The 12,152-nt window shown below is 65.0% G+C and carries 13 protein-coding genes; 8 read left to right on the top strand and 5 right to left on the bottom strand.

Translation table 11 applies throughout. The features are described 5' to 3' along the window. The 4 genes from ACIQ2E_RS07120 to ACIQ2E_RS07135 all read left to right on the top strand — a co-directional run. Nucleotides 1-339, top strand: a 339-nt coding sequence (locus tag ACIQ2E_RS07120) for a hypothetical protein (protein WP_398328188.1), incomplete at its 5' end; no start/stop codon positions are given. Continuing rightward, nucleotides 339-2,141 carry a peptidoglycan D,D-transpeptidase FtsI family protein gene (locus ACIQ2E_RS07125; RefSeq protein WP_398328191.1) on the top strand — a complete coding sequence of 601 codons (1,803 nt, stop codon included), beginning with the start codon at nt 339-341 and terminating at the stop codon, nt 2,139-2,141. The genes ACIQ2E_RS07120 and ACIQ2E_RS07125, both read left to right, overlap by 1 nt. A gap of 88 nt (nt 2,142-2,229) precedes the next feature. Then, nucleotides 2,230-3,402 carry a transaldolase gene (locus ACIQ2E_RS07130; RefSeq protein ID WP_398328194.1) on the top strand — a complete coding sequence of 391 codons (1,173 nt, stop codon included), beginning with the start codon at nt 2,230-2,232 and terminating at the stop codon, nt 3,400-3,402. Between the two features lie 41 nt (nt 3,403-3,443). After that, on the top strand, nt 3,444-3,824 hold the full coding sequence (locus tag ACIQ2E_RS07135) for a Crp/Fnr family transcriptional regulator (RefSeq protein WP_296444648.1): 381 nt from the start codon (nt 3,444-3,446) through the stop codon (nt 3,822-3,824). 10 nt (nt 3,825-3,834) lie between these two features. On the opposite strand, the gene ACIQ2E_RS07140 is transcribed toward ACIQ2E_RS07135, so the two are convergent. The 3 genes from ACIQ2E_RS07140 to pyrH are packed head-to-tail and all read right to left on the bottom strand — an operon-like array spanning nt 3,835 to nt 6,260. After that, nucleotides 3,835-4,971, bottom strand: coding sequence for an NAD(P)/FAD-dependent oxidoreductase (locus tag ACIQ2E_RS07140; protein WP_398328197.1), 1,137 nt, complete (start codon nt 4,969-4,971; stop codon nt 3,835-3,837). Between the two features lie 11 nt (nt 4,972-4,982). After that, nucleotides 4,983-5,522 (bottom strand): ribosome recycling factor, encoded by a 540-nt coding sequence (gene frr / locus ACIQ2E_RS07145; protein WP_398328200.1) that lies wholly within the window; start codon nt 5,520-5,522, stop codon nt 4,983-4,985. A 24-nt stretch (nt 5,523-5,546) separates the two neighbouring features. Beyond that, the gene (gene pyrH / locus ACIQ2E_RS07150; RefSeq protein ID WP_398328203.1) at nt 5,547-6,260 is read right to left on the bottom strand and encodes a UMP kinase; all 714 of its coding nucleotides are present in this window, start codon (nt 6,258-6,260) and stop codon (nt 5,547-5,549) included. 100 nt (nt 6,261-6,360) lie between these two features. Between pyrH and ACIQ2E_RS07155 the strand changes: the two genes are divergently transcribed. Next, nucleotides 6,361-6,573 (top strand): hypothetical protein, encoded by a 213-nt coding sequence (locus tag ACIQ2E_RS07155; protein WP_398328206.1) that lies wholly within the window; start codon nt 6,361-6,363, stop codon nt 6,571-6,573. Nucleotides 6,574-6,793: 220 nt separating this feature from the next. On the opposite strand, the gene cobO is transcribed toward ACIQ2E_RS07155, so the two are convergent. Both cobO and ACIQ2E_RS07165 read right to left on the bottom strand, forming a co-directional pair. Next, nucleotides 6,794-7,417, bottom strand: a complete 624-nt coding sequence (gene cobO / locus ACIQ2E_RS07160) for a cob(I)yrinic acid a,c-diamide adenosyltransferase (protein WP_398328221.1) — start codon at nt 7,415-7,417, stop codon at nt 6,794-6,796. A 113-nt stretch (nt 7,418-7,530) separates the two neighbouring features. Then, nucleotides 7,531-8,742, bottom strand: coding sequence for a site-specific integrase (locus ACIQ2E_RS07165; protein WP_398328209.1), 1,212 nt, complete (start codon nt 8,740-8,742; stop codon nt 7,531-7,533). Between the two features lie 112 nt (nt 8,743-8,854). Between ACIQ2E_RS07165 and hemH the strand changes: the two genes are divergently transcribed. The 3 genes from hemH to ilvB form a co-directional block, all read left to right on the top strand. After that, nucleotides 8,855-10,030 (top strand): ferrochelatase, encoded by a 1,176-nt coding sequence (gene hemH, locus ACIQ2E_RS07170; RefSeq protein ID WP_398328212.1) that lies wholly within the window; start codon nt 8,855-8,857, stop codon nt 10,028-10,030. Continuing rightward, nucleotides 9,999-10,544: a M23 family metallopeptidase gene (locus ACIQ2E_RS07175; RefSeq protein WP_398328215.1), complete on the top strand. Its 546-nt coding sequence runs from the start codon at nt 9,999-10,001 to the stop codon at nt 10,542-10,544. The genes hemH and ACIQ2E_RS07175 overlap by 32 nt, the downstream gene beginning before the upstream one ends. Nucleotides 10,545-10,612: 68 nt before the next feature. Next, nucleotides 10,613-12,152, top strand: a 1,540-nt coding sequence (gene ilvB, locus ACIQ2E_RS07180) for a biosynthetic-type acetolactate synthase large subunit (protein ID WP_398328218.1), incomplete at its 3' end; no start/stop codon positions are given.

Here is a 12,152-nt window from a genome sequence, read left to right on the forward strand (position 1 = left end):
TCGCCCCTGCTCGGTAACCTGCACCGGATTGCCGATGGCAGCCTGCTCGGCCTGGGCGTGGCCGTGCTCGGCCTGAGCGGCCTCACCCTCCACTGGCAAGGTCAGTGGACCCAGAACTTCCAGAGGCTGGAAGATGCTCAAAGACTGGAGCATCGGCTGCAGGAATCTGCCGCTGTGCTCGAGCAGCATCATCTGGGCATGACGCGCAAACCGGCCCTGCTTGAGCCCACTTCCAGCCAGAAACTCGTGTATCTGGATCCCCCGACCACAGGTCCACAGCCCCGCCTGCGCGCCCTGCTGGCCCAGGTGAATCCCCGTCAGATCCTGCCGGGATACTGATGGCGGTTCACCGCCTGGAAAGCAGGAGGCCAGCGCCCCGCAGCAGCGGCGGCGGTCGCCAACGCCGGGTGTTGACCCTCAGCCCTGTGCCCACAGGGCGCCTCTGGTCGGTGTACTTGCTGATGGCGGCCGGCCTGGGTGGACTGGCCCTGAGGTTGGCCTGGGTGCAGGTGGTGCAGGGCCCAGAGCTGCTCGATCGCGCCCGGGCTGTGCAGACCCAAACCATCACCCCCCTGGGCCGGCGCCGCACGATCGTTGACCGCCAGGGCAGCCTGGTAGCCCTCGACGAGGAGCGTTTCACACTCTGGGCCCATCCCCGCTATTTCGCCTTCCCCGGCGACGACATCGGCAAGCTGCGCAGCCCGCTGGATGTGGCCCGCAAGCTCTCAAGCGTGCTGGCCCTGCCGATGGCTGATCTCGTGCGCGCCATGGAAGGCCGTAAATCGGGGGTGAAACTCACCAACGATCTTGACCCGGAAACCGCCCAACGAGTTCGCGAACTGGGGATCAGCGGCATCGATCTAGAGCCCTATCCCCAGCGGGTGTACCCCCAGGGCAACCTGTTCGCCAACGTGGTGGGCTTTCTCAATCTGGAGCGCGTACCCCAGGCGGGTTTGGAACAGAGCCGCAACAGTGATCTGCGCCGCCACGAGGCCACCCGCCAACTGCGCCGCGGAGCCGATGGCACGCCACTGCCCGATGGGCTCAAGGCCGGGGTGCTCTATGGAGACGATCTACGGCTGCAGCTCACCCTCGATGCACGCCTGCAGCAGGTGGCGCAAATGGCGCTCAGCAAACAGGTGAAGCAATGGAATGCCAAGCGCGGCGTGGCGCTGGTGATGGATGTGCGCAACGGCGAACTGCTCGCCCTTGCCTCGACGCCCACCTACGACCCCAATCAATTCTGGAAATACAAGCCCGGGCTGTTCCGCGAGTGGTCGGTACAGGATCTCTATGAACCGGGATCAACGTTTAAGCCGATCAACCTCGCTATTGCCCTGCAGGAAAACGCCATCGACCCAGCCGGCAAAGTGAATGACAACGGTCAGCTCACCATCGGTGGCTGGCCGATCTTCAACCACGACCGCAAGGGCAACGGGGTGATCGATTTCCCCACGGTGCTGCAGGTGTCGAGCAACGTGGCGATGGTGAAGGCGATGCAGCGGGTCAAGCCCGCCAAGTTCTGGAATTGGCTGCATGCCCTCGGCATCGATACCAAACCCGACACCGATCTGCCCGGCGCCGTGGCCGGCCAGCTCAAAAGTCTGGAGACGTTCCGCACCCAGCCGATCGAGCCCGCCACAGCTGCCTTTGGCCAGGGCTTCAATCTCACGCCGCTGAAGCTGCTGCAGCTCCACGCCATGCTTTCCAACGGCGGCAAGCTGGTGAGCCCCCACATCACACGAGGCCTGCGCTCGGGCGACGACCTCGCCCCCGCACCACCCTCCACGGGTCTGCAACTGATCCGGCCGGAGATCGCCCAAACGGTTCTCAACTGGATGGAAACCGTCGTGGAGAAGGGCAGCGGCAAGGGCACTTACATCCCCGGCCACCGCATCGGTGGCAAAACGGGCACGGCCCAGAAAGCCGAAAACGGCGTCTACATCCCTGGGGCACGCATCACCAGTTTTGTGGCACACCTGCCCATCAATGATCCGCGCTACGTCGTGCTGGTGGTGGTCGACGAGCCCAAGGGCGGCAACGCCTACGGATCCACCGTGGCGGTTCCTGTGGCGCGCCAGATCATCGAATCACTGCTGGTGATTGAGAAGATCCCGCCGAGCAAGCCGGTGGCCGGCTGAGGGGCAGGCGAGCGGGTAACCGCTTGGTGACAGAGGCGGTTCTTCGCCAATTCGCTGGCTAGTTTGAGCGCATCTCCCGGGGCCCTGCATGGCCAACCTGCTCGATCAACTGGCTGCCATGACCGTTGTGGTTGCCGACACCGGTGACATCGACGCCATCCGCCAGTTCACGCCAAGGGACGCCACCACGAATCCCTCGTTGATCCTCGCGGCGGCGCAGATCCCCACTTATCAGAACCTGATTGACCGATCCCTGCAACAATCCCGCGAGGTGTGCGGCAAGGCGGCTCCAGCCGAAGAGGTGGTGCGCGAAGCCCTCGACGAAATCTGCGTGACCTTCGGCACCGAGATCCTCAAGATCGTGCCCGGCCGGGTGTCCACCGAGGTGGATGCACGCCTGAGCTTCAACACCGAAGCCACCATCACCAAGGCGCGCAAGTTGATCGGCCTCTATCGCCAGGCCGGCATTGGCCGCGAGCGCGTGCTGATCAAGATCGCCTCCACCTGGGAGGGGATCAAGGCTGCTGAGGTCCTGGAGAAGGAAGGCATCCACTGCAACCTCACCCTGCTGTTCAGCTTTGCCCAGGCGGTGGCCGCTGCTGAAGCCGGCGTCACGCTGATCTCCCCCTTCGTGGGGCGAATCCTCGACTGGTACAAGAAGAGCACCGGCCGCGAGAGCTATCCAGGGCCCGAGGATCCCGGCGTGGTATCGGTGAGCCAGATCTTCAACTACTTCAAGACCTACGGCTACAAAACCGAGGTAATGGGGGCCAGCTTCCGCAACATCGACGAGATCATCGAGCTTGCCGGCTGCGATCTGCTCACCATTTCACCGAAGCTGCTTGATCAGTTGCGCAACACCGATGGCGAGCTAACCCGCAAGCTCAACGCCTTCAATCCGGCCCCCACCGAGGAACAGTTGCATCTCGATCGCCAGGGCTTCGAGGCGATGATGCACAAGGATCCAATGGCCACCGAGAAACTGCAGGAAGGCATCACCGGCTTTACGCGGGCCATCGAAACCCTCGAGGCCCAGCTGGCCCATCGCCTCGGCGAACTGGAAGGGGCCAGCGCTTTCCAGCACGCCGCTCAGGAGATCTTCCTACTGAACGATCTCGATGGCGACGGCTGCATCACCCGTGAGGAGTGGTTGGGCAGCGATGCGGTGTTTGATGCACTCGACACCGATCACGACGGCCGCTTGATGCCTGCCGATGTGCGCGGCGGCCTGGGAGCAGCCCTGGCCATCAGCGGTTCTTAACCTCATTGCCCCACACTGGGGGCACTGTTTGGTTGCCTGCGTTGAACGCTCTCGACACCATGCGCGCCCTGGCGAGCCAGGGCGAGGTCCTGGATGTTCCGGCCGGTGAGCCGATCTTCAGCTCAGGAGAAACCGGCGACTGCATGTTCGGCGTGCTTGAGGGCAGTGTTGAACTCAGCTGGAATGATGAGGGCGGCCAGGAGATCATCCAGGCCGGTGATGTGTTTGGAGCCGGCGCCTTGGTGACACCGGAGCACCGGCGCTATGGCAACGCCAAGGCCCTCAGCGATTGCAAGGTGCTGGTGATGAACCGCGAAAAGTTTCTGTTCGCCGTTCAGGAATCGCCGATGTTCGCCATCGAACTGCTCGGCTCGATCGACAAGCGGCTGCGGCAGCTCAAAGACTGCACCAAATTCAGCTGAGGCTGTACAGCTAGCCGCGCTGGAACATGAGCCGCTTGATCACGCGCTGGGCAATATCGCCATACCCCATCTCACCGGAGAGGATCTGGGCGATGCGCTGGGGAGCTGTAGGGCGCTTGATCCCGATCTGATAGCCCACCTTGGGCACACGGTAGAACACCTGTGCGATGCGCCGTCCCCAGGCCATCGACTCTCCCCATTGCTGCCGCATCATCTGGCTGTAGCCCGCCAGGGCCTCCCCTGCCTGGCGCCCGTCATCGGCTTTGAAGTAACGATCGAGGGCTTCGGCACTGCGTACACCGCTCAGCAGAGCAGGCCGCAGACCCTCCGCCAGGAAGGGATCGCAAAGGGAAGCGGCATCACCCACGGCCACGGCACCGGCCGCGTTGTGCAGGGGGTGGTGGCCATCCCACACCCGCAGCGGCGATTGAATCCGTTCGCCGGCATCGGTGGCCAGGCCCAGGCTGGGTAACAGCTGGGCGAGCACGGCATCGGCATCCACTTCCGTGTTGCCGATGAAGCTGCCCACGCCAATGCTGTAACCACCCCGGCGGGGAAAGGCCCAGCAGAAGCCGTGTTTCACCAAGCCGAATTCAAAACGGGCCGTGTTGGGTTGAGACACGGCGGCCTCCACTTCCAGCGCAACAGCACTGGCGAAACGGGGTTTGGGATTGCCCAGAGATAACTGAGCGGCAAAGCGAGAGTTGGAGCCATCGGCCACCACCACCGCTCGACTGGTGTAGCGATTGCCGCCGGCCAGCACCGTCCAACCCTCGGCGTCCCGCTCGATCGTCTCCACAGCAGCGGCATCGATCAGCTGGGCGCCAGCGGCCACCGCCTGTTGGCCGATGAACTGATCCAGGCGAGAGCGCTGCACGATCCAGAAGGGTGAATCCCCAGGCAGAACGGCGGTGATCGGATCGTCGAGGCACCAGGTGAAACGCACCTGCTCAATCACCTGATCCACCGCCGGGGTGAGATCGAAAGGAAACCAACGCTGCACGGAAGCAGCCATGCCGCCGCCGCAGGGTTTGCGACGGGGCAGGCTCCGGGCCTCAAGGAGCAACACCCGATGGCCCCGGGCAGCGAGGTGATAGGCGCAAGCGGCACCGGCAGCGCCGGCACCGACCACAATCACGTCATGCATGTGAGCGGAGCTCACACTTTGAGGATGTCGGCTTCCTTCTCAGCCAGCAGCTTCTCGATCTCAGCGATGAACTTATCGGTGAGCTTTTGCACCTTCTCCTGTTCGTCGCGGCTCTGATCCTCCGAAAACTCGCCTTCTTTCTCCTGTTTCTTCACCTTGTCGATGGCATCGCGTCGGATGTTGCGCAGCGCCACCTTGCCTTCCTCGGCGTATTTCGCGGCCAGCTTGCAGAGATCTTTGCGGCGATCTTCCGTAAGGGGCGGAATGTTGATGCGAATCACCTTACCGTCGTTGTTGCAGGTGAGGCCTAGATCACTCATCGAGATCGCCTTCTCGATCAAGCCGAGCGATCCGCCGTCAAACGGCTGCAGCTGGATCGTGGAGGAATCCGGGGTGGTGATCGTAGCCAGCGACTTCAACGGCGTATCAGCGCCGTAGTACTCCACCTGGATCTTGTCGAGCAGCGAGGCGTTGGCCCGGCCGGTGCGGATGGTGTTGAAGGTGCGCTGGGTGGAGTCCACCGACTTGCGCATACTGGCTTCGAGATCCATGGGTGCTGACGAAAAGGAGGGGACTCAGGCCGAAGGCAGGATGCTGGTGCCGATGGATTCACCGCGCACCGCCCGGCCGATGTTGCCGGCGCCGAACAGATCAAACACCACGATGGGGATGGCGTTGTCCTTGCAGAGGGCGATGGCGGTGCTGTCCATCACCTCCAGTTCGCCGCTGAGCACATCGAGAAACGACAGGCTCTCGTAACGCACCGCATCGGCGTGTTTGTTGGGGTCTTTGTCGTATACCCCATCCACCTTGGTGGCCTTGAACACCACATCGGCGCCGATCTCGGCGGCCCGCAGGGCAGCCGTGGTGTCGGTGGTGAAGAAAGGATTCCCAGTGCCGGCGGCGAAGATCACCACGCGGCCCTTCTCCATGTGGCGAATCGCACGGCGACGGATGTAGGGCTCCGCCACCTCTTGCATCGAGATGGCGCTCTGCACGCGGGTGGGGATGCCGGCGCGCTCAAGGCCGTCTTGAAGGGTGATGGCATTCATCACCGTGGCGAGCATGCCGACATAGTCGGCCGTGGCCCGGTCCATGCCGGCAGCCGAGCCCTTGAGGCCGCGGAAGATGTTGCCGCCGCCCACCACAATCGCCAGCTGGGTGCCATCGGCAACAACCGCCGCCACATCCTTGGCGATGGCATTGACGATGGCCGGATCGATGCCGTAGCCCTGTTCGCCCATTAGGGCCTCACCGCTGAGCTTGAGCAACACGCGCTGGTAGGCCATCCGTTCGCGCTTGCACGTCAGTTGGCCGAACAGTAGCAAGCGTGAGATCCCTTGCCGAGCCAGGCCGCTAGCGCTTCGATGGGCTAACGGCTCAGTGGTGATGGCAGGCGCTTCACATCCCCATTCCCAGCCCGAGGGCCAGCCACCGCGCAACTCCGGCGTCATGGCACGCCTCACCCTTTCGGCGGTGGAGCAGCTGGTGGCAGAACCCGGCGGCTGGCGTGAGCCGATGGTGCACCGGGCCTTATTGGTGAGTGGGTTGTCGGTCTTGCTCAGCAGCCTGGCGCTGCTTGAGGAGCAGCACGGCGCTTGATCGCTGGCGGCCCAGGCCGGCTGCAGCTGGCCGCGACAAACGGGGCACCCGGACATCACGCCGATAGATCATCCCGACGATCGTTCAACTCTTGTGCAGCTCGTACCGAATTGCGGACAGTGGTCTGGGCGAGTCCGCCAGGCGGCCGTCACCTCAGCTGAGCACGGTGGCTGGAGAAGCCAACGATCTCAAGAGGTGTTGCTTCTGCATCCCCAGGCCTTCAGAACTCGATACCGGCCTGGGCCTTCACCCCCTGCTCACGGAAGGGATGGCGAAGCAGCTTCATCTCCGTCACCAGATCAGCATGCTCCAGCAGAGCAGCGGGGGCACCGCGGCCGGTGAGCGCCACATGGGTGAGCGGCGGCCGCAGGGCCAGCCCCTCCAGCACCTGATCGAGGTGGAGATAGCCGAGCTTGAGCGCCACATTCACTTCATCGAGCACCACGAGCTTGCGATCGGCTGCAGCGAGGTAGGTGAGGGAGCGCTGCCAGGCCTGCTGCACCAGCTGGCGGTCGCGCTCACGGTCTTGGGTTTCCCAGGTGAAGCCCTCACCGAGGGCATGCCAGTGCAGCGCCTCGCCGAACAGCTCCAGCGCCTTGGCCTCACCCGGCTGCCAGCCGCCTTTGATGAATTGCACCACCGCCACCTGCTCGCCATGGCCCAGGGTGCGCAGCACGAGCCCAAGAGCTGCTGTGGTTTTGCCTTTGCCATCGCCGGTAAAAACCAGCACCAGCCCCTTCTCGAGGTTGCGCTCCCCCACGCGCTGCTGCTGCACCTCTTTGCGGCGGGCCATGCGGCGCCGGTAGGCATCGGCGCTGGCTTCTGGCGCCAGATCACCGCCCATTCCCAGTTCAGCCGCTGCCTGATCCAGCGTGGCCTCTGGGGCATGAATGGGCTGCTCAGGGTGCACGGTGCTGCAGCGGATGGCCTGCAGCACTCTGGCAACCCGGAGCGGGTTCAGGCGGCCCGTGCCCGGGCTAGAGCCGTATCCACTGCCTGCTGTTGATCGCGGCGGGTGATCCAGTGGTGATATGTGCGGGTGTGAATCGCCACGGAGTGGCCCATCATCCGGGCCGCCACGGTGTCGGGGAGGCCGATGTGAATGGTGCGCACCGCCCAGGCGTGGCGGAGGTCGTAGGGGGTGAGCGGGAGGTCGTAGCGGCGGAACTGTTCGGCCACGCGGCGACCCACCTGCTGAAGCGTGGTGCGACGGAGGTCGGTGCACACTGGCGGCAACAGACTGCGGGCTTCACCGAGGCGCGACAGCTCAAAGCGCTCCACCCATTCGGGCTGGAACGGCCAAACCTGGTGCTCGCCGGTTTTGCTGGTGGGCAGCACCCGGATCACGCGATCGCCCCCAGGAGCCAAGGCGGAGAGGTCGGTGAAAAACACCTCGTGGTTGCGCAAGCCATAGGTGGCCATCAATCCATAAGCAAGCCGCCAGCCGGGATTCGGGATCTTCTCGATCCACTCCAGAATTTGACGATCGCTCGGTAGTTGGCGGAACTGGGCCGCGTGCAGGCCGTACCCCCCAGCGCGATCTGCCCAATCCGGCGGCAGCAGTATCTGCTCCGAGCGAGCCAAAGCCGCCAGGGCAGTGCCGCACTGCTGGCGGCCCCGACTGGCCAACGGGTAGCTCTCGAGCACCGCCACGAGCAGGTCTTCCCCCAGGGGTAGCTCACGGTTGGCGGCCTGCAGCCGCAGCCTGCGCAGATAGGGCAGATAGGCGCTGGTCCAGGTGGTGCGGCTGCCGGCGGGATTGCGGCGCCGGCGCGGATCGCTGAAGAACTGCTGCTCAAAGCGCTCCACGGCAGCGGCGGCATCTAGACCCATGGCCGCTGGCAGCCCTTGGGCTGCGCTCGAGCGCGCCGAGGCGGCAGGGGCAACACCCCACTGGCTCCAGCTGAAGTTCTGCTGCTGTAGCTGCTGCACCACCCGCCGCAGCGCCTGGCGGGCCTGCTCAAGCCCCTCCTGATCGGCGGGCAGGCCCAGGCTGATGCGCTGCACCCGCAACTGGGAGCTCCCCTGGCGGCAGGGCAGTGGACCCCGCAGGGCGAGGCGCTGCCCACGGCGCTCCAATCTCAAGCTCACGCCGCTGGCAGCCAGCTGGGCGTTGTGCTCGCGGATCGGCCCGTCGAGGGAATGGGGCTGTGAGGCAGCGGCCGTCATGGGGCGGACCCTATCGAGAGTGCCGCCTTACGGCCAGTGGTGCCCAAACGCGAACCAGCAGAAGGCCAACAGCGTTACGCTCGCCGACACATCCATCTGAACACCGCTGGGCATGGCCAAGGTCGGCGTGCTGTTGCTGAACCTCGGCGGTCCTGAACGGATTCAGGACGTGGGGCCGTTCCTCTACAACCTGTTTGCCGACCCGGAGATCATCCGGTTGCCGAACCCGGCGTTGCAGAAGCCTCTGGCTTGGCTGATCAGCACCCTGCGGGCTGGCAAATCCCAGGCGGCCTACCGCTCCATCGGTGGCGGCTCACCCCTGCGGCGGATTACCGAGCAGCAGGCCCGCGAGCTGCAGAGCAATCTTCGCCAGCGCGGCATCGAAGCCACCAGCTACGTGGCGATGCGCTACTGGCACCCGTTCACCGAATCCGCCGTGGCCGACATCAAGGCCGATGGCGTGGAGGAAGTGGTGGTGCTGCCGCTCTACCCCCACTTCTCGATCAGCACCAGCGGCTCGAGCTTCCGCGAACTGCAGCGGCTGCGCCAGGCCGATCCGGGCTTTGCACGGCTACCGATTCGCTGCATACGCAGCTACTACAACGACCCCGGCTACATCAGCGCCATGGCGGAGCTCATCGCCAAGGAGATCCAGGCCTGCCCGGACCCCAGCACGGCCCACGTGTTCTTCAGCGCCCACGGCGTACCCAAAAGCTACGTGGAAGAAGCGGGCGATCCCTACCAGCAGGAGATCGAAGCCTGCGCCGGCCTGATCATGGAGCGCCTCGAGCAGCAGCTGGGCCACAGCAATCCCTTCACCCTGGCCTACCAGAGCCGGGTGGGCCCGGTTGAGTGGCTCAAGCCTTACACCGACGACGCGCTGCATGAGCTGGGGGAGCAGGGGGTGAAGGATCTGGTGGTGGTGCCGATCAGCTTCGTGAGCGAGCACATCGAAACACTTGAAGAGATCGATATCGAATACCGGGAGATCGCTACCGAAGCCGGCATCACCAACTTCCGCCGCGTGCCCGCGCTAGACACCACGCCATCGTTCATTGAGGGCCTGGCCAACCTGGTGCAGCACGCCCTCGAGGGGCCCGAGGTGAATCTCGATCAAGCCGCCGCCCTGCCCACCAAGGTGAAGCTCTACCCACAAGACAAATGGGCCTGGGGCTGGAACAACAGCTCAGAAGTGTGGAACGGCCGCTTGGCAATGCTGGGCTTCTCCGCTTTCCTGCTGGAACTGCTCAGCGGCCGTGGCCCGCTTCACTCCCTGGGATTGCTTTAAGGCCGCCAGCGCAACCCTCGTGGCAGCCTGGCTGCTGACTGGCCCAACCCTGGCCGATGCCCGCTGGCGCCAGGGGGTGTTCCCTGTGGCCGTTTTTTCGGGATACACGAGCCACTTCGGCCAGCGCATCGGCCCTTCAGGCAGCGTCGAACCCCATCACGGACTCGACATCGCAGCGCCGCTCGGCTCACCGATCCGCAACTGGTGGGGCGGCGTGGTGAAGGAGGTGATCGACGACGGCCGTTGCGGGCTGGGGCTGTTGATCCAATCAGGCCCTTACGAGCATCTCTATTGCCACCTCAGCGGCAGCGTTCAGAACGGCACTTACCACAGCGGGCCTGTGGCCCTGCGCAGCGGCAGCCGCGTGAACGGCGGCGCGCTGATCGGCCATGTCGGCATGAGCGGCCGCAGCACAGGCCCGCATCTGCACTGGGGGGTGCGCTACGGCGGGCGCTGGCTGAACCCGGCCGCGATCCTGCAGGCCATGGCGGCGGCACGCGGTCAGGGGCGCTAGACGCGCACGCCCAATCCCCGGGCCAGCCCTTAGGGTTGGTTCAAGATTGAGTGCTGTCAGCTGCCGTCGTGACCGTTACGTCTGTCTCGCCAACGACCGCCGCCGCTGGTGATTCTCCCGACCAGGCCTACCCGCAGAGAGTGAATGGCGGCTACGCCCTTATGGACTCCCTGCGCCGCCACGGGGTGGAGCACATCTTTGGTTATCCCGGCGGGGCGATCTTGCCCATCTACGACGAGCTGCACAAGGCCGAGAGCCGCGGCTGGCTGAAGCACATCCTGGTGCGCCACGAACAGGGGGGCACCCATGCCGCGGATGCCTATGCCCGCGCCACCGGCAAGGTGGGCGTTTGCTTTGGCACCTCCGGCCCCGGCGCCACCAACCTGGTGACCGGCATCGCCACCGCCCACATGGACTCGGTGCCAATGGTGGTGATCACTGGTCAGGTGCCCCGGGCCGCCATTGGCACCGACGCCTTCCAGGAAACCGACATCTTCGGCATCACCCTGCCGATCGTGAAGCACTCCTGGGTCGTGCGCGACCCACGCGACATCGGCCGCATCGTGGCCGAAGCCTTCCTGATTGCCGCCAGCGGCCGCCCCGGGCCGGTGCTGATCGATGTGCCCAAGGATGTGGGCGTTGAGGAATTCGACTACACGCCAGTGGAGCCCGGCACCGCCAAACCCGCCGGCTTCAAAGCCACCCCGGCCCCCGAAGCCTCAGCCATTGAGGCAGCCCTCGCCCTGATCCGCCAGGCCCGCCGGCCCCTGCTTTACGTGGGTGGCGGCGCCATCAGTTGCGGCGCCCACCAGCAGGTGCATCAGCTGGCGGAGCGCTTCCGCCTGCCCGTCACCACCACCTTGATGGGAAAGGGTGCCTTTGATGAACAACACCCCCTGGCGGTGGGCATGCTCGGCATGCATGGCACGGCCTACGCCAACTTCGCCGTCACCGAGTGCGATCTGCTGATCGCTGCCGGTGCCCGCTTCGATGATCGCGTCACCGGCCGACTGGATGGCTTCGCGCCCCGGGCCCAGGTGATCCACATCGATATCGACGCTGCCGAACTGGGCAAGACCCGCACCCCCGATGTACCGGTGGTGGCCGATGTGAAGGCCGCACTCGAAGCGCTGCTGGCCGCCAGCAGCGGCGAAGACTCCGCCGGCCGCACCGAGGCCTGGCTGGAGCGGATCAACAATTGGAAGCAGCACTACCCGCTGGTGGTGCCCGCTCCCGAAGGCGAGATCGCCCCCCAGGAAGTGGTAGCGCTGCTGCAGGAGCTGGCGCCCAAGGCCTATGTCACCACCGATGTGGGGCAGCATCAGATGTGGGCAGCCCAGTTCCTGCACACCGGCCCACGCCGCTGGATCAGCTCAGCCGGCCTCGGCACCATGGGCTTCGGCATGCCCGCTGCCATGGGCGTTCAGACCGCCTTCCCCGACGAGCAGGTGATCTGCGTCGCCGGCGACGCCAGCATCCTGATGAATATCCAGGAGCTCGGCACCCTCAGCCAGTACAACCTGGCGGTGAAGGTGGTGGTGCTCAACAACGGCTGGCAGGGCATGGTGCGCCAGTGGCAAGAGAGCTTCTACGGCGAGCGCTATTCCG

Origin of the sequence: Vulcanococcus sp. (genome assembly GCF_044369115.1) — a bacterium.
Taxonomy (GTDB): domain Bacteria; phylum Cyanobacteriota; class Cyanobacteriia; order PCC-6307; family Cyanobiaceae; genus Vulcanococcus.